The following is a 25,263-nucleotide window of genomic DNA, read 5'->3' as shown; positions in this document are numbered from 1 at the left end:
CGGAAAAGCAGGTCAGGGAAGCGGAACGGAGGAAAAATCAGGCAGACCGAAAGGGTGAATACGGATCTTCCTTTTTCTTTTTTTCGCGCCGCGCCTGGATTCTCACGCGAAAGCCGGAATGGGCATTTTAAAAACCACTTTTTGCAGGGGAGTCATATGAAGAAAGGAACTTTTTTCCCTGATGGTTATCGCTTCCTTTTTTCTGTATCCGCTTGGTCTGGCTATTCCCAGGGAATAAACAGAACATATCGTCACCGGAGTTCTTGGTTGTGTTCGTCACCCCGGCACCCGCCTTCGCGGAGCCGGGGTGTTCGAAACCGGGGTCCAGTGTTTTTCGATCATTCAATGTCTGTCGGTTAAATTTACCCCCGGTGAAGAACACGCCGAGTGCTGGCGCAGGCATAGAAATACCTGGTTAAGTAGATACTTTTTTCCTTTCATCTCCCCCTTCTTTATGGTTTTGGATTCCGAAAAATATCCCCGAGGCGAGAGGTTGGAAAGAAACCGCCTTCGCGTGTCGATTGTCCAGACCGTCAACCAGCCGGTTTCCCAAGCTGACGCCGCAATTGGAAAACAACCATCACGCATTGTTAACCGCCGTTTCTTTCCCACTAACCATGGATTAAGAATAAAAACTCTTGGAGTAGCCGTCCGCATCATGGTTGTCGTTTGCGTCGGTCTGGTCGAGGCTTGCCCGTTCGGCACGGCGGGTGTCGCGGTATTTGTCAAATTCCCTTTTTGCATCGGCCGAGGCGTCCCGGCTGGGGTTTGGGAAACTAATACGGTCGATGTGAGTTTCGGCTTCTTCGTCCGGGTCCGGCGGATCGGCCGGATGGGAAAATTGGCGACGCCGCCCGCCTCGGGGCTGACGGCCCAAGGGTCGATTGCCTGGGCCCGGCTGACGGATTCTGCCGGAAAAGCAAGCAACGACAGGACGGGAAAAGAGCCAAGCACATTAACCGTCCAACGGTTTGCCTGCGAATCTGTGTTTGTCGTTCGTCGTTTCATCCATCCTACCGTTTGTCATTTTCATCGGAGACGCGCGACGGCATTCGGATGTGAATAGTCTATGCGTTTTACATCGGTATGGAAGGATTTCCACGTGCCAGTTTTAACACAGGACATAAAAATCGCCGGTGTTTCTTGCCTGCGTTGTTACAGTTTTGTAACAACACCCCGGTACGACGCCATGCGCACAGGATGGCAGGGCGGCAATTCAAAATCTCAGCGGCATGCGTCCGCCCAGCGGCGGTAAAAATAAAAATTTCAGGGGGGGCCGTCGCCGAGGAATTTTTTCTTGCGGAGAGGCTTATCCGTAAATAATCACCACGCCTTTTTGCTCTTCCCAACGGCGTTCCGTTGAAAACATACTTTGAAAAGGTTGACTTGCGGGATGGGGATCTTCATACCCCTTCTTATAAAACAATCGGATCGGACGCGTCATTCTACTCGGATTCAACCTGAGCGGTTGATCCCGAAGTCCAAATACGCACATTACGACCGAATTCTTAATCTGTCCGTGAATATCCTCAGTATGCCTTCATCCTTGGCGCAGGAGAGTGCGGATTGCGGCGCGGGTGTTTCCGTTTACTACTCATGAAAAGAAAAGACTGGATGTGTTTATCCAATCCGTGTATTCCCGAGCGGGTGCTCCCGCAATCCAAATGCCAAGATTGTCGCCGTATTTCCATCATGTTTGGAGATAGCTTTTTAATGGATCTCCTCCACCTACCGTCCTACCGCTTTCCTCACTCCAATCCCCCAAACCCCTTCCCCCTCTCCTGACATAAGTCAGGAGAGGGGGAAGGGGCCAGGGGATAGGGGCGAGGATGGAAAAGTGCAGGATTTCTTCTCAATGTTGAATAGGTTGAGCAGACCCCTTTTTGGTTTATATCCTTCCAAGGAAATTGCGGATTGCGGGACGGGTATTTCCGTTTACTACCCATGAAAAGAAAAGACTGGATGCTTTTATCCAGTCTGTGTGACCCTGAGCGGGTGACGGGATTCGGACCCGCGAATGCTTGCTTGGGAAGCAAGTGCCTTACCTGCAGGCGCCGCTCCTGCAATTCAGCCCTTTTCGATTGTGAAGCGTTCCTCGAAAACGCCGGGGCAAGTGCCTTAAGAAAAAACCGCCTCCGACGTATCGACCGGAAGCGGCTTCGGGTGCTATACTTTTCCTTGCAGGCCGCTTGCCCGGCTTGCTCTTACGGCCCGGACGTTTGCTCGTTCGGGTCGTATTTATCTTATCACTATTTCCGCATTGTTAACCCATTGTTCATCAAGCTTGACTTGTGATGCCGTTCACGAAGTATCCACCCCGCCTTCCCGCCTGTCCTGGGGCTTCCTGTTGCTTCCTGGAGGGGTTTTCAACGCGTCTTCGAGGATGGAGAGCGCCCGTCCGGACCTGACAACCTCGCTGGTGAAGTACAGCACACGCCAGCCGGCCAGGACCGCCAGGTTGTTCTTCTCCGCGTCCCGGGTCACTCCCCACGCCCGGACGTGGGCCCCGCCGGAGTAGAGGCCGCCTTGCACCTCCGCCGCCAGGTGAGCGGAAGGCCAAGCGAAGTCCCACCGGAAACGCCGCGCCGGGATAATCTGCACCTGCCGCGCCGGAACGGGTAAACCAGCCGCCTTGATTTGAAACGCCAGCTCATTTTCAACCTCCGATATTCTGGGAACCATGTTCCGCTTCTAACCGCGCCAGCGGTCCCCAAACACCCCGTGCTTTATAACGCCCCAATTCGGAAGGCGTAAGCGGGCGCCGTTTGACGATTTCTTCTTCCGTTTCATTGATAGCAAGCGATACTTCGTCATCCGACCGGGGAGAGGTGGCGCGGGCGGCGCGGGGTTGCTTTTTTGCGCCGCGCAGCGCAGCCCCTTCCGTGATTTTCGGCGGGCTGTCTTCTTCAGATAAAGTCTTCTTAAATACAAAGTCTTCTTCTAGTGACATTTCCGACATGCTTTTTATGCTCGAAATGTCACCATCCATAGTGACATTTCCGACATGCTCCGCACCTATGGATAACTCCGGGGCGTCTTCCTCGCGCCAGCCCTCATCACAATACCGGACGTAGGAATTGACGCGGTACCGGTTTACCGGCTTCCGCCCGTGCGCCGCTCCACCGCGTTCCACGGAGATTATTCCCATCGCTTTCAATTCCTTTATCGCGCGGATTACCTGCCTCCGTGAATAATCGGTTTCCTTAGCCAAGGTTTCCATCGAAGGCCAGCATTCGCCCTCGCGGTTCATGTGCTCCGCCAGGTCAAAGTAAACCGAGAGCTTACAGCCCTTCAGCTTCGCCAGCGTCTCGCGCCGGAAAGCCGTATCCAACTTGATAAACCGGGGTTGCCAGACTTCACGCCCGTCCTGGGTTACGGCCTTTGCGATTTCGTGGGGGAGATAATCATCTTTCCGCATCGGCTTATATCGGCAGCGCCAATTGCGCCGGTTCGCCCTGCCGTTGGATGTGCCAAACGTGTAAGGCTGCAGCAAGCTGTGGTTCCCAGCCGCCCCGATGGACGGGGAACGCATGACGAAGAAATTCTTCCATCGTTAGGCGATAGATATCCCCCCCGCAAATCACTTCCAGCCTTTCCACCCCGGCCGCCTGCGCTGCGCGTATTGCCTCCACCGCCCACGCTATGGCCGGTGGTATCCGTAGGAATCCTGAGGGTTGAATTTGCTTTCGGAGAGTTTTTCCGACAATCTCTCCGATACAGCGGCTTCCCACGAAGAGGGGTTTTCCATGGATGGGGATTGGCTTTCGCTCCTTGGTAGTAGTGCTATACTGAGTAAGCATCGTAAGTGTCCTTCCTATGCCGCCCGGCCTGTCACCGGACGGTGGTTTTTTAAGCTTGGTTGCTCATCGGTTGCGTCATGGATGGTTGGGGGGTTGGATTTGACTTGGGGAGAAGACCGCGCCGTTTCAATCGTTCTCGAATAACCGCCGCCGCTTGCTTCTTTGTCGTCCTGCCTTCACTTCGAGACAAACGCTCAAGGGCGGAATGTTCCAATTCACTTAAGATAATTTCTACCTTGGGCATGGTTGACCTCCAGAAAAAGAAACCGGGTTACTGCATAATCACAGTAACCCGGCGAGGGGGTCAAATAAAAGGTCATTTAAGGGGTCATTTTCGCAGTCCTAAATCACGCTTTATCTGTACTTCGCTCATGTCTTCCCTTTCCGCTATCTCGCTAATAGTCATCCCCTGAGCACGCCAGTGATGGACGCGTTTTTTTCGCTCTTCTATTTTTTGTTTTAACCGGCTTGACTGTCCTTTTATTTTCAATTGAGCATGCTCAGGCTGCTCCGGCCACTTATCTTTTATCTTCCGCAATAAATCATTCTCGTAATAATCGACTATCGTTTCCGGCCCGCTAACTTGAGAAGTAATCTCGAATTGCTCAGCATCCACTTTTACGAACGAAAAATTAATAACTACCTTTTCTATCTTCGGTAATATCTCATTATGAAAATATTCTACCTGTGCCGCTGGTCCTGTATAAGACGGAGGCGGGGTAAGTCCTGGAGGCATAGAGTAATTACCCTTAGTCGTAATCTCCACCCTTGCGTCATCCAGCCCGCCGGATGGTAAAGGAATGTCTAGGAGGAAGATACCCTCATCCGGGGAGGAGAATCTTTTTCGGGATTGAATTATCTCAAGCTGAAACCACATCCAAAATTCACGGGGTGTACACTTCCGAATAATTGGGTCATTTTTTTTATACATCTTTCACCCTCCAAAAGAAAAGAACCGCCCGCGATATGCGAACGGCTCTCTTTTATGCTATGCTTGCTTTCGTCGGAGCGCTCTCATCGCTTTGGCCGCCGCCCCGGAGATTCGCGTCTCGCGGGGCAGTTCTTTTTCTATGTAATTAATTGAGAAAAAGTAATATCAATGGCATAGTTACTTCCAACTCTCAAGATACAGAAAGCACTGCTGCTGTAAATCAAGAATCGAATCGCGGCTGGCAATTCCATCATTGAAAGTCACTATGTAAACCCACAAATAATCCCCATAAATTCTATGAATTGCCGCGTCCGAATTTCTCCAAATGAGTTGCCAATCGGCGATAAGATTGGGCCCATCGTCATGACTAACCCATTCAACCAATGCTTTTGAGACCGTTTCGTTACTAGTGAAATCTACTTTCGGGAATGGCAAATTGCAGTAGGCGGCATTCTGGAGAATTTTTAAATTCGCATTCTCCTCATTCAATTCTATGTTAAGCGCCTCAAGTGTACTGCGAGACGAATCCAATTGTTGGTTCTCGGCCGTTAGCGTCGAAACCGCCTCTGTAGATAAACCAAATTGACGCTCTTGTGTAGCATCTGCAGCGGAGGACGCAGCGGTGTCTGTTTGCTTTTGAAAAGAGAGTGCATTACGCGTTTGCCCCAATTCCGAATTTGTACTAATCAAGAAACCCGACAATATTCCGATTATAACCACAGCCACTACGGCTATTCCTATTGCTACATAGCGTTTCATATTTCCTCCTTCAATTAGTTTAATTCCCCTGTTTATATGCTCCTTTGTTCGGCCATAGTTTCCAAGGATGAGTATAAACCTATTGGGTGTTTTCGATTCCTCCTATAACCAACTATCCGCACCGTGCGCCCGGTGTTCCGATAGCACGTCATCGGTCAAGAGATTACAGTAAATCGCCGTCGTGCTCACATCTGCGTGCCCGAGAATTTTCTGCAGGGTGATAACGTCCATACCAGCCGTCAGGGATTGCACTGCGCAGGTCCGCCTGAGCATGTGCGGGCTGATGGGAAAGCCTGCCCGCTTGCCCAACCTTACAAACACGCTCCGAAGGCCGAAGGCCGTTATTCGCATTCCCTCATCGGTCGTAAATATAGGGTCGGTATCCGCAATCTTACGACCGCGCCGCAGTGCTATCAACGCCCTCCGGGTGCGCGCCCCGATTGCGGTTATCCGTGCCTTGTTCCCCTTGCCCTTGCGTATCAGCACCGCCCCCGTTTGGAAATTCACGTCTCCCCAATTCAGCGCCAGGGCTTCGGCCCGTCGAATGCCGCTATCCACGAGAAGTAAAAGGATTGCCCTATCCCGCGCCGTGGGTACGGCTTTTAATGCTTTACGAAATTGCTCCGGCGTGAGAGAGGGAAGCCGTTTCTTTTCGAGTCTTGGCATTTGAAACGTCACGGCATCGGTAAGGTATTTTTCCGCCAGCCAAAAACGGAGAAGCGTTCTCACGCCCCGCGCCTTCGCATGGAGGGTTGTATCCTTCGCCTTGGGCATTCCCGCCAACCATTCCCGGACGTGAGAAGATTTAACTTCTTCGGGGTGCTTGACGTTCTGCCTCTCCAGCCAAGTGATAAACGCTCCGGCCGAATAGCGGTAGTGTTCCAAGGTTGCGGGAGTGCATCGCATCGCCTCGCGCGAGAGAAGAAAATCCTCGAAGGCTTGCCGTATCGGGGAAGTGCTGAGGGTGAGATTAACCGACGTTCGAATCGGGGAAAGCAAGTGCCCTTCTCGCATGACTCCTCCGATGAGGAGACTTCACACACGAAAAGGGCACCGCGTTTTCTCTTCCTGAGCGGGTGACGGGATTCGGACCCGCGAATGCTTGCTTGGGAAGCAAGTGCCTTACCACTTGGCTACACCCGCAACGATCGTCCTGCGCTCAGCCCGTTGATTATAGCCAGCCGCCGGGAGCGAGTCAACCTTTTTACTTCGGGCGCGGCAGCGATCCCCGCGGCGTGTCCATCACGGTCCACCCCAGCCGTTCGATGTCGGTCCGCAGGGCGTCGGCTGCGGCGTAGTCCCCCGTGCGGCGCGCCCGCTCGCGGCGCGCGATCATTTCCGCGACCTGCGCCGGCGGGACGGGGACCGTTTCTCCTGCCGATCGGCGGTCGGAAACGTCCTTCCAGACGTCTTCCCCCGCGCCGAACGGCTTAGACGGCATGCGGTATTCACCCAATTCCTCAAGCGGGAATTCCTCTCCCGCCGGATGAACCCGTTCCTCTCCGCCGCGCAGGACGGTGACGGCCCCCCTTCCTTCCACGCTGGCCCGGCCCGACTCCCAATTCAGGATCGCCGCCGTGTGCTCGTCCAATCCGAGAACCGCCGCCTCCGGGGGGAGCATACCCAGCATCACGTCGAACCGTTCGCGCCCGATAAAGCATCGGCTGGTGTCCAGCTCTTCCCCGCCGTCGGTGTTGTTCCAATGCGAGACAACCGCCAGCTTCCACCCCAATCCGGCGAACAGGTCCAGCCCCGGCTTCCATTCGGGATCCTCCCCGACTTTAAAGATTTCATAGACCGGGAGGGTGAAGGCGCCGACAGCCAGCGCGGCGGCGCTGGCCAGCACCAAACCGGCTCCTTGCTGCCAACAGGCGAGCAATTGCCTCCATGCCAGGCTGCCGCGCAGCTGCCGCACGGCGTAGGTCGGGCTTCCAGCTCCCAGGTAAATCCAATCGGCATGCGCCAGCGGCTGCAGGATTTCGGGCGCGTCCGGGCTGAACGCCGTCCCTTTCCTGCGCGCCGGGATGACGTCGACCCGCGGTGAAAACTCGCCCGCCCGCAGCGTAATGTAATCCCCCACCCGCCCGGCTACCCGGGCGGAGTTGAGTTCAAAACCCGCCGGAGTCTCCAGGATGGCGATTCGGAGGCCGTGCGGCGTGGACGAGAATAATTTTCGGTAGACAATCCCCCCGCTTGGCGAGGTTTCTCCGGAACTGATGATGGCGACGTTTCCCAGAGACATCTCCGCCCTCCGCGCTGAGTTTACCATTTAATCCCCGGCCCATCCCCACCCCCGGGAACCGGCCGCCCCCGTGTGCCGGCGCGACGGTTATATAATAAGAAATCCATGAATCCGCCAGTCCTTCCCCTTGGACAGACAACCCTAAGGGTTCCGCCGCTCGGGATCGGAACCTGGGCATGGGGCGACAAGATGTTCTGGGGGTATGAGCAAGGCTATCACGAAGCAGATATCCGCGCCGCCTTCGATGCCTGCCTGCAGGCGGGAATCGGCTTCTTCGACACCGCCGAAGTGTACGGGCTCGGAAAATCGGAAACCTTGCTCGGGAAGTTCCTCGCCCAAGGGAACCGCCGGGCGGTCGTCGCCTCCAAGTTCTTCCCTTTTCCGCACCGGCTGGGCAAGGGCAGCCTGCTCCGCGCCTTGCGCGGCAGTCTGCGGCGGCTCGGACTGGATCGCATCGACCTGTACCAGATACACGGACCCCTTCCCCCGGTTCCCATCCCGGTCTGGATGGACGCGCTCGCCGACGCGGTTCAATCCGGCCTGATCCTTGCGGCGGGGGTCTCGAATTATGACGCCCGGCGCACCCGGGCGGCATACGAAGCCCTCGCCCGGCGCGGAATCCCCCTGGCTTCGAATCAGATCGCGTACAGCCTGCTGGAACGCGCGCCGGAACGCAGCGGCCTGATTTCCCTCTGCCGCGAGCGCGGGATCGCCGTCATCGCCTACAGCCCGCTGATGCAGGGAATTCTCAGCGGAAGGTACTCCGCCCAGGATCCTCCGTCGGGGTTCCGTCGCTTTCGGTTTCCCCGCGAGTACCTGCTCCGGGTCCAGCCGCTGCTGTTCGCCATGCGCGAGATCGGCCAAGCGCACGGCGGCGCCTCCCTCACCCAGGTGGCGCTGAACTGGGGCATCGGCAAGGGCGCGATTCCCATTCCCGGGGTGAAGAATCGGCGCCAGGCGGAGGATGTGATCGGCGCGTTGCGGTGGCGGCTGGAGCCGGAAGAAATAGCGCGCTTGGATTCGGCCGGCGAAGCGGCGGCGAAGCGGTGATCCATGATTCCCTCGGACGATGAATCCGTGATGGAGGAAAAAACTCCGCGCATCCTCGTCACCGGCGTCACCGGCTACATCGGCGGCCGCCTGGCGCCGCGCCTGCTGGAGGCCGGCTACCGCGTGCGGGTCCTGGTCCGCGATCGGGACCGCCTAGCCGGCCGGCCGTGGATCGGCAAGGTCGACGTCGCCGCCGGCGACGCGCGGGAAAGGGCGCCCCTGACGGAGGCCATGCGCGGCGTCGACGCCGCGTTTTTCCTGCTCCATTCCCAGCGCGGGGGAACCGCGTTCCTCGAGCGCAACCTTGCCGTGGCGGAGCGGTTTGCGGAGGCGGCCCGCGCGGCCCAAATCCGTCAGATCATTTTCCTCGGCGGGTTGGGCGATGAAACCGGCGACCGCTCCGGCTTACTCGCCTCCCAGCGCCGGACCGCCGGCGCGCTGCGGCGGTCCGGCGTCCCCCTTACCGAGTTCCGCTCCGGGCCGGTGGTGGGCAGCGGCAGCGTGCTGTTCGAAATCGTCCGCTACATCACCGAGCGCTCGCCGGTGATCCTCTGTCCGAAGTGGCTCTTCACCCCCATTCAGCCGATCGCCATCCGCGACCTTTTGGGATACCTGCTGCTAGCCGTCTGCACGCCGACCGCGCGGGGCAAGGTGATCGAAATCGGCGGGCCGGAGGTGACCACCCTGCTCCAAATGATGCGCGCCTACGCGCAGGAACGCGGCGAGCGGCGCTGGATGATCCCCCTGCCCGCGCACCTGCCTTGGATTTCTGCGCAGTGGGTGCACTGGATGACGCCCATCCCGGACGAGCTTGCCCGCACCCGGATCGAAAGCCTCCGCCGGCCGGCGGTGGTGAACACGCACACGGCCGAAGGAGTCTTCGGTCGTCTGCCGCTGATGCATTACCGCGAATCTCTGCGCCGTGCGATCCAGCGGATGGAACAGGGAAAAGTGGAGACCGCCTGGTCCGACGCGCTGGCCAGCAGCCAGGGGGACCTGCCGCCCGGCCATTTGGAATCCCAAGAAGGGCTGATCCTCGAGCACCGTCAGCGTTTGGCCGCCGCCGCCCCCGAGGAAGTGTTCCACGTGTTCACCTCCCTTGGAGGCGAACAGGGATGGTTCTACATGGATTGGCTTTGGCGCCTCCGCGCCTGGCTGGACCGGCTGGCGGGCGGAGTGGGACGGATCCGCGGCCGCCGGCATCCCCATCAGGTGCGCCCGGGGGACGTGATCGATTTCTGGCGGGTGGAGAAGGTGGACCAAGGGCGGATGCTCCGCCTGCGCGCGGAGATGCGCATGTTCGGATTGGGCTGGCTGGAGTTCCTCGCCCTGCCGTTCGAAAACGGAAAAACCCGCCTGCTGCTTACGGCGTATTACCTGCCCAAGGGATTCCTGGGAATCCTCTATTGGCATTTTCTCAAACCGATCCATTCCGCAATTTTTTCCGGCCTGATTCGCGCCATTTGCCGCCGCGCGGAGAGCCTCTCCAAGATCGCCGCTTAAATCCTCCGAAGCCCGCCGGCGCCGATCCGGCGGTACTCTATCGGCCGCATCCTTCCGCGGCGGGCGTTTAGGCCAAGGTGAATGTGCGGGATTCGGAAAAAGGAAGGATCAGGAAGGCAGGAGGGATTCCAAAGGGATTTCCCCTCCTTCCGGCAGAATCAGGATAAACCGCTCGGCATCCCGATCGACGAGAAAAGCCGTATGGATTTCGGTTATCACGTACGTATTGCGGTTGCGAATGGGGCAACGGTATCCGATGTGCTCCCTCCACGTTTGACCGGCGCCGTTTCGAAATTCCAGCCGGATCCCATCGATGTCGTTGTCGCGCAGCCATTCCTCCACTTCGGCCGCGGCAAGCTGCGGCCCTTTGACGACATTCCATATAATAACGAGGAATTCCTTCGATTCCGGATCTTCCACCGCCACGGAGGTATCTCCGCAACGGTAGACATCCCGGCGGAGGGCTTTGGTGATCCGCAGGGTGGCTTCTCCGACCTGCACCGGCTCTTCGATGCCGGGGATCGGCGTGGGGGAAGCGGTGCGCGTAGGGTATGGAGTATCGGTCGGCGACGGCGTGACGGTAGGGAGCGGGGTGTCCGTGGGCGTAGCGGTCGGCGTGAAGGCCGGTGCGGGGGCGAGCAGGGTGAAATCGCACCCCGCCGAAGCGGCGGCGCACAGGGCGAAGATCAAGAGGTACGCTTTGCCGCGCATTCCTTCCCTTCCGCCATTCCGGTTCCGATGGGATTCTTCACCTGCGAACGATTAAGAAAAACGTCGTTGCTCGGCCAGCGATCGTCATGCCGGCGCCCGCCCTCGGCGTGTTCTTCGCCGGGGGCGATCTCAGCCGGCATCCATTGCCACTTTGAAAAATACCGGACCCCGGCTTCGAGCACCCCCGCTCCGCCCGCTCCCCCCGCTCCCCCCGCTCCCCCCGCTCCGCGAGGGCAGGCGCGAGGGCAGGCGCGAGGGGAGGCGCGAGGGCAGGCGCGAGGGCAAGCGCCGGGGTGACGGGCAGAACCAATAACGCCGGTGATGGTAGGTTGAAATTATTCTGTCAAAATAAACCGCTTGCGCCGTAAGAGAAAATTATATCATGGCCCCTCGACGATTTTCCTCGGAGGGACGGCGGAATCCGCATTCCGCGGATTGCATATATAATCGGATTGTCCCCGCCGCATCGGGAGGCCGTTCCTTGTCTGATACCTTTCCCTCCGCTCCGGATTTCCAACTCGTGGATACCCACAGGTATCCAGTCACCCTGTCCACCTTCCACGGCCATGCGAACCTGGTCCTGGTGTTCAACCGCGGCCTTTCCTGCCCGTTCTGCCGCCGTCATCTTTCCCAACTGCGCCGTGGATACGAGGAGTTCCAGAAGCGCCGGGCGGTGATTCTCGTCATCGACCCCGACCGGCCCGATCAGATCCAGGATTATTGGCAGCGGGAGAACTTCCCCTTTCCGGGTTTTTCGGATTCCGACAACCGCGTCGCCGAACTCTATCAGCAGCGGGTGGACATTTTCGACAAGGGACGGCTGCCCAGCGTGGTCCTCGTGGACCGCGCAAGCCGGATTCGCTACCGATACGACGGCGCTTCCGCGCCGGATCTGCCCTCCAACGACATCCTCCTGGCGGAACTGGACCGCATCAACTGGGAAGTCTCCGATCGATGACGGTCCGCTCCATCGCTCTCGTTCTGCTGTGGGCGGGGATCCTTGCCGGTTGCAGCGAAACCACCCGTTCCCATCAGATCATCCTGCTGACCGACCTGACCGGACCGCAAGCGGCTTCCGGCGAGGGAATCCGGCTGGCCGCTGGAATGGCGCTGGAGGATATGTCTTCCGCGCTGATCCAAGCCGGCTGGCGGATCGACCTCACCGCCGTGGATGCGCCCGATTCAGCGGCAGCCCTCTCCGCCGCCGTGTCCCGGATCGCCGCCCGGTCCGACACACTGTGCGCCGTGCTGCACACCTCGACCGCAGGCAACTTGGCCGCCGCCGAAGTCCTCCATGCGGCCGGAATTCCGGCCGTCCTGCCGGCGGAAACCGCTTCATTTCCAAAAGCCGCCCCGATGCCGGAACTCCTATGGTTGGCTCCGGAAGCCGGCCGGCACGGCGCAGCCGACGCCGAATGGGCCGCCGCACAAGGTTTCACAACGGTGTACCTGTTGGCGGATCCCGAAGGACGTTCCCGGGCCGTCGGCGACGGTTTCCGCCTGCGCGCCTTGCAGCTTGGATTGGACATCTCCGAATATGAGCTCTCGCCGGACCGGCGGACTTCCCCCTGGATCCCTCCCCTGCGCTCGGCGCCGCCACAGTTGGTTTATTCTGCGGGAGACCTGGATTACGCCCCCGTTCTTCTGGCGGATTTGGAAGCCGCGGAATACAACGGCGCCCTGTTCCTCGCGGCCCCTGCGGCGCAAGGTCTTCCTTCGCCGGGGATTCATTCCAACCGCATCGCCCTGTACTACTCACCCGCCGCCCAAGGCATTGAGGCGGATGGCCCAACCGGCTTTTTTGCCGAGGATTTCCGAAACCGCCACGGCGTGGAGCCGCCTCCGCTCGCCGCGCTCGTTTACGATTCCGTCACCCTTTGCCTTCTGCCGTTGATGCAAGGTTCCGCGGCCGATATCCGCCGGCCGCCGCCGCGGGCGGAAATTCTCTCTTATTGGCGGTCCGGCGCGGAGTGGAAAGGGGTCGCCGGCGAATACCTTCTCGCCGGCGGACGGCCAAACCGCGTACCGGTTTTGATTCCCTCAAAGGAACTACCCGGCCGGTGGATTCCGGCGTCCTGAGCCCCATTCGCGGCGAACCCCGACGGTTGTTGACTCTCTCCGGCCGCCGCTGGTGATCCTTGCCGCCGACCCGGGGTTTCGTTTTCCCGGCCGGGATGCTATCATCCTCCCCAAGGAGTGGACATGCTGTTGCAGGAGAACAGCCGGGTATGCATCATCGGCGGCGGCCCGGCCGGCTGCTTCGCCGCCATCCATCTGCTGGAACGCGCCCGCGCGGCTTCGCGGCGCCTGGACGTGCGGATCTTTGATCCGCGCTTTGTCCGCGAGGCGCGCGGGGCGGCGAGCTGCAAGGGCTGCGCCGGGATCGTCTCGGCCAACGCGCTGCTGGCGATGGAATCCATCGGTCTGCAGGTACCCCCCAAGGTGATCCAGGAGACCATCGAGGAATACCGGGTCCACATCCTCGGCAAGGTCATCCGCCTGCCCCAACCCCGGCCGGGGCGCAGGATCCTCAGCGTCTACCGCGGCCGCGGCCCGCGGATCCACGCCGGCGAACCGATCGAAAGCTTCGACGCCTTCCTGCTCGCCGAAGCGCGGGCGCGCGGCGCCGTCTACGTCCCGGAGCAGGTGCGTTCCGTCGGGTGGCAGGCGGGGCCCGTCGTGCACACTGATTCCGAATCGACCGCCGCCGACCTGGTCGTCGTCGCCCACGGCGTCAACAGCCGCCCGGTCCTCGATCCGGTGTACGGGTACGTTCCGCCGCCGGTCGAGATCATGGCCCAGGATGAGATCCCCAAACCCCCCGGCTGGCCGGCCCACACCGTGGCGGCCTTCTTCGGCGATCCCAAAGGCCTGTTGTTCGGGGTGCTGGTTCCCAAACGGGATTACCTCAACGTCTCGCTGTTGGGGCACGGCCTGGGGCCGGACCCGATCGGAGAATTCTTCCGCGCCCAGCGCCAGCCGCTCTCCGAATACCTTCCCGCCGCACCGGAAAGCCGCTGCGGCTGCGGGCCGCGGGTCCCGCTGCAAGCCGCCAGCCGCTTCTTCGGGGACCGGTGGGTGGCGGTGGGGGATTCGGCCGTCGCCCGGCTGTACAAGGACGGGATCCATTCGGCCTTCATCACGTCGCGGCTGGCGATGGACGCGGCCCTCCGCGAGGGCGTCAGCGCCTCGGCGTTCGAATCCGGCTACGCCCCCGGCGCGCGGCGGATCGCCGCCGACAACCGCTACGGTGAATTGTTGTTCGGAATCAGCAACACGATCATGAAAAACACCCGCCTCGCCTCCGCCTTCCTCTACAGTCTGCGGCTCGACGAGCGGCGGCCGGAGCAGAAAAAGATCCTGGCGCGGACGATCTGGGGCATGCTCACCGGCGACGAATCCTACCGGGATCTGTTCCGCATGACGCTCCGGCCGCGCGACCTGGCGGATTGGGGGCGCGACGCCCTCCGCCGCCGATGGCGAGCCGCGCGGATGCGTTGACCCGCGCCGGGGAGGGACACGCATGCGATCCCGTTGGCCGATCATCGGAATTTCGCTTCTCTTCGCCCTGCTCACGTTGATCCCCTATGCAGCCGCGTACGCCTCCGCCGGCGACATGCGCTTTTCCGGATTCCTGTTCAATCCCTACGACGCCGCTTCCTACCTGGCGAAGATGCGCCAGGGGTACGACGGACAATACCTCTACACGCTGGCCTTCACCGAGGATCCCGGCCCGGGCGCGCTGATCTTCTCCTTCTACCTTTTCCTCGGCCACTGCGCACGCCTGCTGGGGTTGCCGCTGATCGTCGTGTGGCACGCGGCGCGGATCCTGGGAGGCGTTTTTTTCCTGACCGCGGCCTGGGAATTCTTCGGCCGGATCGGATTCTCCCCGCGCGCCCGTGCCGCCGCCTGGCTGATCACGGGCTTCGGATCGGGTCTGGGCTTCCTCGCCGTAGTCTTCGGATCCTTCACCGCCGACTTATGGGTGGCGGAATACATTCCCTTCCTGGGGATGTTTACGAGCGCGCATTTCCCGCTGGCAACGGCGCTGGTTCTGCTGCTGGCGATGCGGATCGCCCTGCCGGCCCGGCGCCAATCTCCGCTTTCGCTGGCCTTGGTTTTTCTCTGCGGAACGTCGCTGGGCGCAATCCAGCCGTTCGCCTTTCTTCCGCTTGGGTTCGCGCTCGCGGTTTGGGCGGCATGGATGCGCCTGACCCGCGGCCGTTTTCCGGACGGGTCCCTGGCGGGAATATCCGCCGCGGCGGCGGGGATTCTTCCTTGGATTCTGTACGATTTCTGGATCCTTCGAGCGTTGCCCGCCTTTGCGGACTGGTTCTCGCAAAACCAAACGCCCACGCCGCCGGTGTGGGACATCGCGCTTTCCCTCGGCCTGCCCGGCGCGGCCGTTTTGGTTTCCTTGGCGGACAGGCTGCGGATCAGGGCGCCGTGGCGGGAGCAACTCCGGTCGATCGATGAGAAGCGCTTCCTGCTGATTGTGTGGTTCGCGGTCAACCTCCTCCTCCTCTACGCGCCGTTTTCCCTCCAGCGGCGGCTGATGCTGGGGATGTGGATCCCCCTGGCGGCGCTGGCCGCCCCGAAGCTCGAAGCTTGGGTTTTCCGCCCCTCCCTATCCCGCGGACGCTTGCTGGCCGCCGGCGTTCCCCTGCTGATAACCAACCTGGTTTTCCTGTTGGCGCTCCTGGCCGCGGGGCTTGCCCGCAACCCGGCGCTGTTCCTCAGCCGCGACGAAGCCGCCGCTGCGGATTGGTTGAACGCCAACGCAGGCGGGTCGGTCGTCTTGGCTCCCCCCGAGCTCGGCAAATGGCTGCCCGGTTTGGCCGGCGTGCGCGTGGTCTACGGCCATCCGATGGAGACTCCCGACGCCGTCCGGGCGCTGCGGGACGTGGAGGCGTTCTACCAAACCGCGGATCCGGCGGTCCGGTCGCGCATTCTCGCCGATCGGCGGGTGGAGTATGTCCTCTGTCCGGGGGATCAACCCTCCTGCGGCGCCTCCGCGGACGGCCTACAGCCGCAAGTCTTTTCCTCCGGAGCAATTACGATCCTGCGTGTGACTCCGAATTAATCGCCCCGCGTTGGAAATCCCCGCTTCTGCTCTTTTTTTGTGATTCGGTCCGCCCGCGGCCGTCCATTAACCGAGAGGACGGCGTTTTTGGAGAAACCCATGCAGGAATTGGTTCGTCATCCCGGCGAGTTCCAAGCCGGGATCCAGGGATGCAACGGCCGCATTCCCGCCATGAATATTCCGCTTCACAGACACTCCGGTTCCCAACAACCGGGAACCGGAGTATTCCGCGAGGCCGGCGGATGGGCAAGGGCGGCCGCCTGTCATGAGCTTGGATCGGGACGACGATCCAGAAGCATGGGATTGCTCTTATTGGCCCGCCAATATCCATGCCCCTCTTGACACAAATCCCGTTCGTCCTATAATGAATGAACGTTCGTTTATTTCTTGGAGGAATCCATGGCCAGGAAAAGGGACGTCAAACCAGCGGAGACCCGCGGCGCCATCCTCCGGGCGGCGTATGCGGTGTTCCTCAAGCGGGGCTACCATGCGACAAGCATGCGCGACATCGCCGCCCGGGCAAAATTAAGCGTCGCCGCGGCCTACAACCACTTTAAAAACAAGGACGACCTGTTCGTCGCCGTCCTGCACGAGCACCACCCCTACACCCACATCCTCCCCGCCCTGGCCGAGGTCCGGGGCGATACGGTCGAGGATTTTCTGCGCCAGGCCGCGCGGCGGATCCTCCAGGTCCTGGACCGGGAGCCGGGCTTTCTCCGCCTGATGCTGATCGAAATCGTCGAATTCGACAGCCGCCACATCCCGGCGCTGTTTTCCGATTTCATCCCCCGCCTCGTGGAATTCACCCGGTCGGTGACCCGCAAGCAGGGCAGCCTGCGGCCGATCCCTCTGCCCGTCCTGATCCGCTCGTTCGGCGGCCTGTTCATTTCCTACTACGTATCGGAAATCATGATCTGGAAGTTCCTCCCCAAATCCATGCGGACCGATTGCCTGGACGATTTCATCGAAATCTACCTTCACGGGGTGCTGGCGCCGGCCCCTGCAGGAGCCGTGTGAGCATGTCCCTCCCGCGCCTGCTGGCTCTGATCCGCAAGGAATTCCTCCAAATCCGCCGCGATCCGCGCACGCTGGTGCTGGTGATCGCGATCCCGATCATGAACATGCTCCTGCTCGGGTACGCCGCCACCAACGACGTCCGCAACGTGCCGCTGATCGTCCTCGACCAGGACCGCAGCCCCCAATCCCGCGCGCTGCTCGACGCCTACCGGGCGGCGGATTATTTCCGCCTGATCGGCGACGCGGATTCGGAGGAAGGATTGCGGGCGATGATCGACGGCGGGATCGCCCGCGCCGGGGTGATCATCCCCGCCGGGTACGGGGAGTTGATCTCCGGCGGCGCAAAAGCCCAGATCGCCTTCGTCTTCGATGGCTCGGATCCGACCGTCGCTTCGACCGCCCTCTCGGCCGCCCAAATGATCGGCCAAGCCCACGCCGCCTCCGTCCTGGCCGAACGCATGGCCCGCCGCGGCTCCGTCGCGGCCGTCGAGGCGCCGCTCGAAGTGCTCACCCAGGTCTGGTACAACCCGGATTTGGTCAGCGCCTACTTCTCCATTCCCGGGGTGATCGGTGTGATTTTGCAGGCCCTGACCTCGATCCTCACCGCCACCGCCATCGTCCGCGAACGGGAACGCGGCACGATCGAACAGCTGATCGTCACCCCGATCCGCCCGCTGGAACTCATCATCGGCAAACTCCTGCCGTACGTGCTGCTGTCGTTCCTGAACACCTTTGAGGTGATCGCCCTCGGCCATTGGTGGTTCGGCGTTCCGGTGCGCGGCGATCTCGTGTTGATCGCCCTGCTTTCGGGATTGTTTCTGCTGTCGAGCCTGGGGATTGGAATTCTCGCTTCGACCTTGGCCAACACCCAGCAGGAGGCTATGCTGACCGTCTGGATGACCCTCCTGCCCAGCATCTTCCTCTCGGGCTTCTTCTTCCCGCTGGAAGCCATGCCCCCCGCGCTGCAGATCATTTCCCATCTGACCCCCCTCCGCTACTATCTGGTCATCATCCGCTCGCTGATGCTCAAAGGGGTCGGCATCGAAGCTTTTTCCCGGGAGATCGTCGCCCTCGCGGCATTCGGCGTGGTGATCATGGGAATCGCCGCGCTGAGGTTCCGCAAGCGGTTGGATTAACCGCTTCCCATCTCCGGCAACCGAAGGCCGGGGAGGATTCGGCAATCTAAAATGGATTCAAGAGGTGCAGCCATGAAAGCAAACCTGCGTCGCCTGCTCCCGGCGGCGGCCGTCGTGCTCCTGGCCGGAGCCGCCGCCGCCTGGTATTTTGTTTCCCGCAACGGGTCCCAAACCCGCGGCCCGATCACCGCTTCCGGAACCGTCGAGGCGGTGGAGGTGGTCATCTCGCCGGAATTTTCCGGCAAGGTCGCCGAGGTAATGGTCGACCAGGGGGAGACCGTCGCCGCCGGCCAAGCGCTGTTCCGGCTGGACGGCACGCTGCTTCAAGCCCAGCGCACTCAGGCGGAAGCCGGCCGGGCCGCCGCCCAGGCCGGGCTGGAAACCGCCCGCGCCGCTTCGACAACCGCGCAGATCCAATATCAACAAATTCTGGAGGCCGCCCGGCTGGCTGAATCGCCTTCGTGCACGCCATCGCCCGCGGGTTACCAGCCGCCGGAGTTCGAACTGCCGGCCTGGTATTTCACCAAGCAAGAACAGATTGCCGCGATGGAAGCGGAGGTGGAAGCCGCCGGCAAGGCCCTCGAGACCGAGCGCGAAAACCTGCAGCGCCTGATGAATGATCCGGATTACGCCGGGATCCTCGCCGCCGAACAGCGCCTGGCGCAGGCGCGCGCGGCGTACCTCACGAGTCAGGACGCGCTCGCCAAGGCGAGAGCCGCCGGGGATTCCGATCTGATCGACGCCGCCCAGGAGCAGTTCGACTCCGCACGGGACGATCTGGAAAGCGCCCAGCAAGCTTACGACGAATCGCTCCAAACCGAGCAAGGACGGACGCTGATCGAAGCCCGGGCCCGTCTCCGCGCGGCGGAGGAACGCTACTTGGCCGCCCTCGAGCGGCTCGCCCGGCTGCACACCGGCGAGGATTCGTACGCCGTGAAACTCGCCGCGGCCGCCGTTCAACAGGCCGAAGCGGCCGTGGCGCAGGCGGAGCAGGCCGTTGCCCAAGCGCAGGCCCAGCTCGATTCGATCGACGCGCAGATCGGCAAGCTGACCGTGACCGCCCCCTCGGACGGCACCGTAATCGTTCGCAGCGTCGAACCGGGCGAGATCGCCGCCGCCGGCTCCACCGCGCTGATTCTCGGCCGGCTCGACCGCCTGACCATCACCGTCTACATCCCGGAGGACCGCTACGGCGAGATCCGGCTGGGCGGGACCGTCGCGATCGCGGTCGATTCTTTCCCCGGACGGACCTTTTCCGGTTCGGTGACCCGCATCGCCGATCGGGCGCAGTTCACGCCGCGCAATGTCCAGACCGAAGAAGGCCGCCGGACGACGGTCTTCGCTGTGGAAATCACCGTAACCGGCTCGGGATCGGACCTCAAACCCGGGATGCCGGCGGATGTGACCTTCGGCGAATAAGCGGACGCCGCCCCATCCCCCCTCTCCCATCCCCCCTGCCCGTATAACGGGCAGGGGGGATGGGAGAGGGGGGATGGATACGCAAGCAAATGACAGACGCAGAGAAAAAAAACGCGATCGAAGCGGAAAACGTCGTCAAGGCCTTCGGCGGAACGCGGGCCGTCGACGGCGTCACCCTGCGCGTGGCGGCGGGCGAAATTTACGGCTTGGTCGGCCCGGACGGCGCCGGCAAAACCACGCTGATGCGCCTGCTGTGCGGGGCGGTCGCACCCACCTCGGGAAGGATCGCCGCAGCCGGTTGGCCGATCCCCAAGCAAGTCGAGCAGGCCCGTTCCTGCATCGGCTACCTTCCGCAGCGGTTCTCGTTGTACGAGGAACTGACGGTCCTTGAGAATCTAAAATTTTTTGCCGAGGTCCGCGGACTTTCCGGCGGGGATTGGCTGCCGCGGAGCGGGGAGATCCTGGATTTTGTGGGACTGGGGGCGTTCACCCGCCGGCGGGCCGGACAGCTCTCCGGCGGGATGAAGCAAAAACTCGGGCTCGCGGCCGCGCTGGTCCATCGTCCGCAAATCCTCCTGCTCGACGAACCCACCACCGGCGTGGATCCGAACACCCGCCAGTCCTTTTGGCAGTTGATCATCCGCCTGGTCTCGGAAGGCGGGCTGTCGGTCCTGGTCAGCACGCCCTATATGGACGAAGCCGGGCGCTGCAACCGGGTGGGATTTTTGCAATCCGGCCGTTTGGTGGTGGAAGGGCCGCCCGCGCGTCTGCGGGCGGCCCTCGCCGACCGCGTCCTCGAAGTGGTCGGTGCGCCGCTCCCGCGCTTGCGGGAAATTCTCCGCGCCGATCCGGAAGTGGAGGATGCGCAGATGTTCGGCGACCGCCTGCACGTGCGGACGCACGCAGGCGCCCGGGAAGCCGTCGCCGGGCGGATCCGGAGCTTGGCCGCCGAAGGACAGACGGCGGTCGAACGGGTGCGGCCGATCGCCGCCGGGCTGGAGGACGTGTTCATCTTCCTCCTGGAGACGAGCCGATGAAACCCGTCGTGCGGGTCGAATCCCTGACCAAACGTTTTGGGGAATTCACCGCCGTGGACCGGGTCAGCTTCGAAATCCCGGCCGGGGAGGTGGTCGGGTTCCTCGGCCCCAACGGGTCCGGAAAAACCACCACCATCCGCATGCTGCTCGGCCTGCTGCAGCCGACTGCGGGAAGCGGCGAGGTGCTCGGATTCGACATCTGCGCCAACGCCGAGGAAATCCGCGAACGGGTCGGGTACGTCAGCCAGAAATTCGCGCTGTACGGCGACCTGACCGTCCGCGAAAACCTGGATTTCTACGCCGGCGTGTACGGCGTAACCGATCCGGTCCGGTTGGAAGACGTGTTGCACCTGGTCGGATTGGGCCCCTTCGGCGATCTCCTGGTCGGCGGATTATCCACCGGCTGGCGTCAGCGGCTGGCGCTGGCCACGGCCATCGTCCACCGGCCGAAATTGTTTTTCCTTGACGAACCCACCTCGGGCGTGGATCCCACCGCCCGACGCACCTTTTGGGATCTCATCTACCGCTTGGTCGAGCAAGGCATCACCGCGCTCGTCACCACGCATTACATGGACGAGGCGGAATACTGCAGCCGGGTGGGGATCATGAGCGGCGGCCGGTTGCTGGCGCTGGATTCCCCGCGCGCCCTTAAGCGCGACGCCCTGCCGGGACGCGCTTGGGATATCCACGCCGAGCCCCTGCTGGCGGCGCTGACCGCGCTGGCGGATTGTCCGATCGTTTCGCGCGCCGGTTTGGCCGGCGGCCACCTGCGCGCGATCACCCCGGTCGGAAGCCCCGCAGAGGAACTCTCCGCTTGCCTCCGGCGGAAGGGAATCGACCTCCGGACAATCGAGCCGGCGGAACCCGGCCTGGAAGACATTTTCCTCACCCTGACCGCCTCGTCCAATCCCGACCGCTGATCCCTCCGCGCGGCGGGCCTTTTCGTCAATTCATGCTATTATGGAAGCGCCCTTTCCCTTTCGGAATCGGCGAAGGGGAAAACGGCGAATCCCGCGCGATCCTCGGCATCCCATTTCCTTTACCGCGGAGGCCGCCATGAAGACCCGCAAGCCGTCCCCCCGGAACCGCCTCCCCTCGCCGCGCAAGAAGAAGCCTCCGTCCGCTCCGCGCCGTCGGTCGAGCCGGGGAGTTCTTCCCCGGGACCTCAGCGCGTATTTCAACGCACCGCTCGACCTTTTGTGCATCCTCGACCCCGATGGATACATTCTGAAAACCAACCCGGAACTGGAGGCGCTGATCGGCCGGTCTCCGGTGGAAATGGCCGGAAAATATTTCCTGGACTTCTTCCATCCCGACGACCGGGCGCACACCCTGGCCTCCTACCGGGAGGCGGTGGCCGAACGGGAAGTCCCGGCGGTGGTCAACCGGATCCTCCTGCGGGACGGAAGCTGCCGCTGGCTGGAGTGGAAAGCCTACCGCGCCGGAAAATTTGTCTTCGCCTCGGCCCGCGACATGACCGACCGCAAGCAGGCGGAGGACGCACTGCGGGAATCCCGCCAGATGCTCGCAACCATCCTCGACGCCATCCCCGTCCGCGTTTTCTGGAAAGACGCCAAGTTAACCTACTGCGGTTGCAACCGGGCTTTCGTCCAGACCACGGGGTGTTCCTCCGCCGCGGAAATCGTCGGATGCGACGATTATTGTTTTCTCCCAAAATCCCAAGCGGACCTGGTCCGCGCGGACGACCGCGAGGTGCTGAAAAGCGGAAATGCCAAACTGCTCTACGAGGAGCCGGTCGTCCAATCCGACGGCCGCACACGCTGGCTGCGCACGAGCAAAATCCCCCTGCCCAGCCCGGCCGGCGGCAGCCGCGGAATTCTGGGGACCTTTGAGGATATCACCGAACACAAACTGGCGGATCAGGCGCTGGAGGAAAGCGAGGCCCGCTACCGCCGGCTGATCCGGACCATCACCGACTATATTTACCATGTCCGGATCGACGGCGGAAAAGCCGTGGAAACGTTTCACGGCCGGCGTTGTTCGGCGGTGACGGGCTATGCGCCGGAGGAATTAAACCACGATCCGGGTTTATGGATCCGGATGATCGACCCGCAGGACCGACCGCTGGTGGAGGACCAGGTGCGCCGGATTCTATCCGGACGGGAGGCGCCGGTGATCGAACACCGGATCCGGCGCAAGGACGGGATCCGCCGCTGGGTGCGCAACACGCCGGTCCTGCACCGCGATGCGGAAGGCCGGTTGTTGAGTTATGACGGCTTGGTTCAGGACATCACCGAACGCAAGGAAGCCGAACTCCAGATTCGCGCCCAGCACGATCTCGCTGTGGCCCTGAACGCGACGATCGACATGGAGCAGGGCCTGCGCCTGTGCCTCGAGACGGCGATGCGGGTAACGGGGATCGAGGCCGGCGGCATTTATGTGGTGGATCCGCGCAGCGGAGCGATGGACTTGGCGGTCCACAGAGGAATTCCCCCCGAGATGCTCGCAGTCGTCCGGAGGTTGGAACCCGACCGGCCGGAAGCGCGCTGGATGATGGAAGGCCAACCGATCTACGCCGACGGCCAAACCTTGAAGGCGCGCATGCCCACGGCCCCGGATATCTACAAGAACTTCCGGATCATGATCGGGATTCCGATCCGGCACGAAACCCGAGTCATCGGCTGCCTCAACCTCGTCTCCGCATCCATGGCGGAAATAACCCCCTCCCTGCGCGAAATTCTTGAGACCACGGTCGCCCAGATCGGCAACGCCGTCGGCCGTCTGCGCAGCGAGTCGGCCCTGCGGGAAAGCGAAGATCGGTACCGCCATCTGTTCGAAGCCGAATCCGACGCGATCATCCTGGTGGAGAACAAGAGCGGGCGGATCCTGGAGGCCAACAACGCCTGCTCCGCGCTGTACGGATACAGCCGGGAAGAATTGCGGACGATGAAAAACACCGACCTCTCCGCCGAACCCGAAAAAACCCGCAAGCTGACCCAAACCACGCCGCTGTCTCCGGAAAGCGTCATCACCGTGCCGATCCGCCTCCACCGCCGCAAGGACAGCTCGGTGTTTCCGGTGGAGATCACCAGCCGGTATTTCTCCTGGCACGGCGAACCGGTGCACCTTTCCGCCATCCGCGATATCAGCCTACGCCGGCGGACGGAAGAGGCGCTGCGGGAATCCCGCCGAATGCTGGAAATGATCCTCGACACCATCCCGGTGCGGGTCTTCTGGAAGGACAAGGATTCCCGCTACCTGGGATGCAACAAGCCCTTCGCCCGGGACGCCGGATTCGCCTCGCCCTCTGAGCTCTTGGGGCGGGACGATTTTCAAATGGGCTGGGTGGAACAGGCGGACAGGTATCGGGCGGACGACCGGACCGTGATCGAGACCGGACGGGAGAAATTGGGGTACGAGGAGCAGCAAACCCAGGCGGACGGCAGGCGGATTTGGCTGCGGACGAGCAAGGTGCCGCTCCACAACCTTGACGGCAGCATCGTCGGAGTCCTCGGCACCTACGAAGACATCACCGACCGCAAGCAGGCCGAGGAGGAAATCCGCTCGCTGAACGCCGAACTCGAACAGCGGGTCCTCCAGCGGACCGCCCAGCTGGAGGCCGCCAACAAGGAGCTGGAAGCCTTCAGCTTCTCGGTCTCCCACGACTTGCGCGCCCCGCTGCGCGCCATCGACGGTTTCACCCGTGCCTTGGCGGAGGACTACGGAAAGACTCTGAACGAAGACGCCCGCCGGTTGTGCTCCGTCATCCGGCGCAACACCCGCCACATGCATGAGTTGATCGACGATTTGCTGGCGCTCTCCCGCCTGAACCAAACCGAGATGCGGCGCATCCCCACCGACCTCTCCTCCATGGTCCAATCGGTGTTCCAGGAATTGACGACTCCGGAAAGCCGGGCACGGATCGACTTCCGCCTGGGGCCGTTGCCCAAGGCGTCGGCCGATCCGACCCTCCTCCGCCAAGTCTGGGTCAACCTGATTTCCAATGCGGTGAAGTTCAGCGCCCGACGGGAGCAAGCGCGGATCGAAGTGGAATGCCGAAGCACGCCGGAGGAGGACGTGTTTTCCGTCCGCGACAACGGCGCCGGATTCGACATGCACTACGCCGACCGGCTCTTCGGCGTCTTCCAGCGCCTGCACAATTCCGCGGAGTTCGAAGGAACCGGGGTCGGATTGGCGATCGTCCAGCGGATCGTTCACCGTCACGGCGGCCGGGTGTGGGCCGAGGGGGAGGAGGACAAAGGCGCGGCATTCTCCTTCACCCTGCCGAAAGACCGGGCGATAGCAGACAAACCGCCGCCCGACGGGAACAGTCCGGAAAGCTGAAGCGAAGGCGGGAGAGTGGGATATCCCGCACCCGAGCGGCGCGCCGGACCGATGACGAATCCGCAGGGCGCGGAAAGAACCGCGGTTTCCGCACCCGGCCTCGGGCAAACCAAACGGCGCGACGGTTTTTTCCGGTCCGCGGCGGATCGTTTCGAAAAAGTTGATGACGATGGCCCGCTCGGCCAAACCCCAACGGCGGTTCACCCCGAAGGGGCAAGCGGGGGGCGGACGGGCGGCAGTTCGGCGGCAGCCGGTCTTCGCAAGACCGGA

At 61.9% G+C, this 25,263-nt stretch carries 21 protein-coding genes and 1 tRNA gene; 13 read left to right on the top strand and 9 right to left on the bottom strand.

Features of this window, described 5'->3' with window-relative positions; all coding sequences use genetic code 11:
* Positions 1-307: 307 nt before the first annotated feature.
* The gene (locus JW929_09010; GenBank protein MBN1439535.1) at positions 308-1,066 is read left to right on the top strand and encodes a hypothetical protein; all 759 of its coding nucleotides are present in this window, start codon (positions 308-310) and stop codon (positions 1,064-1,066) included.
* Positions 1,067-2,301: 1,235 nt separating this feature from the next.
* Here the strand turns inward: JW929_09010 and JW929_09005 are convergent.
* The 8 genes from JW929_09005 to JW929_08970 all read right to left on the bottom strand — a co-directional run bounded on the left by JW929_09005 (position 2,302) and on the right by JW929_08970 (position 7,732).
* On the bottom strand, positions 2,302-2,682 hold the full coding sequence (locus JW929_09005) for a hypothetical protein (GenBank protein MBN1439534.1): 381 nt from the start codon (positions 2,680-2,682) through the stop codon (positions 2,302-2,304).
* Positions 2,657-3,418 carry a helix-turn-helix domain-containing protein gene (locus JW929_09000; GenBank protein MBN1439533.1) on the bottom strand — a complete coding sequence of 254 codons (762 nt, stop codon included), beginning with the start codon at positions 3,416-3,418 and terminating at the stop codon, positions 2,657-2,659. Before JW929_09000 ends, JW929_09005 begins: the two co-directional genes overlap by 26 nt.
* Positions 3,419-3,849: 431 nt before the next feature.
* Positions 3,850-4,044: a hypothetical protein gene (locus JW929_08995; protein MBN1439532.1), complete on the bottom strand. Its 195-nt coding sequence runs from the start codon at positions 4,042-4,044 to the stop codon at positions 3,850-3,852.
* An 84-nt stretch (positions 4,045-4,128) separates the two neighbouring features.
* Complete coding sequence (locus JW929_08990; GenBank protein ID MBN1439531.1) at positions 4,129-4,731, bottom strand: hypothetical protein; 603 nt, start codon at positions 4,729-4,731, stop codon at positions 4,129-4,131.
* Positions 4,732-4,908: 177 nt separating this feature from the next.
* A complete protein-coding gene (locus JW929_08985) occupies positions 4,909-5,490 on the bottom strand; it encodes a hypothetical protein (GenBank protein ID MBN1439530.1) in 582 nt (193 codons plus the stop codon).
* A gap of 102 nt (positions 5,491-5,592) precedes the next feature.
* On the bottom strand, positions 5,593-6,504 hold the full coding sequence (locus tag JW929_08980; GenBank protein ID MBN1439529.1) for a tyrosine-type recombinase/integrase: 912 nt from the start codon (positions 6,502-6,504) through the stop codon (positions 5,593-5,595).
* Between the two features lie 57 nt (positions 6,505-6,561).
* Positions 6,562-6,633: transfer RNA gene (locus tag JW929_08975), tRNA-Gly, on the bottom strand.
* Positions 6,634-6,694: 61 nt separating this feature from the next.
* A complete protein-coding gene (locus tag JW929_08970; GenBank protein MBN1439528.1) occupies positions 6,695-7,732 on the bottom strand; it encodes a hypothetical protein in 1,038 nt (345 codons plus the stop codon).
* Between the two features lie 105 nt (positions 7,733-7,837).
* Between JW929_08970 and JW929_08965 the strand changes: the two genes are divergently transcribed.
* Positions 7,838-8,782, top strand: a complete 945-nt coding sequence (locus JW929_08965) for an aldo/keto reductase (GenBank protein MBN1439527.1) — start codon at positions 7,838-7,840, stop codon at positions 8,780-8,782.
* A 3-nt stretch (positions 8,783-8,785) separates the two neighbouring features.
* Complete coding sequence (locus JW929_08960) at positions 8,786-10,285, top strand: DUF2867 domain-containing protein (GenBank protein MBN1439526.1); 1,500 nt, start codon at positions 8,786-8,788, stop codon at positions 10,283-10,285.
* A 108-nt stretch (positions 10,286-10,393) separates the two neighbouring features.
* Here JW929_08960 and JW929_08955 read toward each other — a convergent pair whose 3' ends face one another.
* Positions 10,394-10,996 carry a hypothetical protein gene (locus JW929_08955; protein ID MBN1439525.1) on the bottom strand — a complete coding sequence of 201 codons (603 nt, stop codon included), beginning with the start codon at positions 10,994-10,996 and terminating at the stop codon, positions 10,394-10,396.
* Between the two features lie 481 nt (positions 10,997-11,477).
* Between JW929_08955 and JW929_08950 the strand changes: the two genes are divergently transcribed.
* From JW929_08950 to JW929_08905, 10 genes are all read left to right on the top strand, one after another.
* Positions 11,478-11,954 carry a redoxin domain-containing protein gene (locus JW929_08950; protein ID MBN1439524.1) on the top strand — a complete coding sequence of 159 codons (477 nt, stop codon included), beginning with the start codon at positions 11,478-11,480 and terminating at the stop codon, positions 11,952-11,954.
* Positions 11,951-13,075 (top strand): ABC transporter substrate-binding protein, encoded by a 1,125-nt coding sequence (locus tag JW929_08945; protein MBN1439523.1) that lies wholly within the window; start codon positions 11,951-11,953, stop codon positions 13,073-13,075. Before JW929_08950 ends, JW929_08945 begins: the two co-directional genes overlap by 4 nt.
* Before the next feature lie 123 nt (positions 13,076-13,198).
* Positions 13,199-14,497 (top strand): FAD/NAD(P)-binding protein, encoded by a 1,299-nt coding sequence (locus JW929_08940; protein ID MBN1439522.1) that lies wholly within the window; start codon positions 13,199-13,201, stop codon positions 14,495-14,497.
* Between the two features lie 22 nt (positions 14,498-14,519).
* Entirely contained in the window at positions 14,520-16,079 is a 1,560-nt protein-coding gene (locus JW929_08935; protein MBN1439521.1) for a hypothetical protein, read from the top strand.
* 399 nt (positions 16,080-16,478) lie between these two features.
* Positions 16,479-17,096: a TetR/AcrR family transcriptional regulator gene (locus tag JW929_08930; GenBank protein ID MBN1439520.1), complete on the top strand. Its 618-nt coding sequence runs from the start codon at positions 16,479-16,481 to the stop codon at positions 17,094-17,096.
* A 2-nt stretch (positions 17,097-17,098) separates the two neighbouring features.
* Positions 17,099-18,232: an ABC transporter permease gene (locus JW929_08925; protein MBN1439519.1), complete on the top strand. Its 1,134-nt coding sequence runs from the start codon at positions 17,099-17,101 to the stop codon at positions 18,230-18,232.
* A gap of 72 nt (positions 18,233-18,304) precedes the next feature.
* Positions 18,305-19,651 carry an efflux RND transporter periplasmic adaptor subunit gene (locus JW929_08920; protein MBN1439518.1) on the top strand — a complete coding sequence of 449 codons (1,347 nt, stop codon included), beginning with the start codon at positions 18,305-18,307 and terminating at the stop codon, positions 19,649-19,651.
* An 89-nt stretch (positions 19,652-19,740) separates the two neighbouring features.
* Entirely contained in the window at positions 19,741-20,688 is a 948-nt protein-coding gene (locus JW929_08915; GenBank protein MBN1439517.1) for an ABC transporter ATP-binding protein, read from the top strand.
* Entirely contained in the window at positions 20,685-21,608 is a 924-nt protein-coding gene (locus tag JW929_08910) for an ABC transporter ATP-binding protein (protein ID MBN1439516.1), read from the top strand. The genes JW929_08915 and JW929_08910 overlap by 4 nt, the downstream gene beginning before the upstream one ends.
* 136 nt (positions 21,609-21,744) lie before the next feature.
* On the top strand, positions 21,745-24,993 hold the full coding sequence (locus tag JW929_08905; protein MBN1439515.1) for a PAS domain S-box protein: 3,249 nt from the start codon (positions 21,745-21,747) through the stop codon (positions 24,991-24,993).
* Positions 24,994-25,263: the final 270 nt, after the last annotated feature.

It is taken from the genome of Anaerolineales bacterium (assembly GCA_016928575.1).
Lineage (GTDB): Bacteria > Chloroflexota > Anaerolineae > Anaerolineales > RBG-16-64-43 > JAFGKK01.
This window is presented reverse-complemented; position numbering and strand designations above follow the sequence as displayed.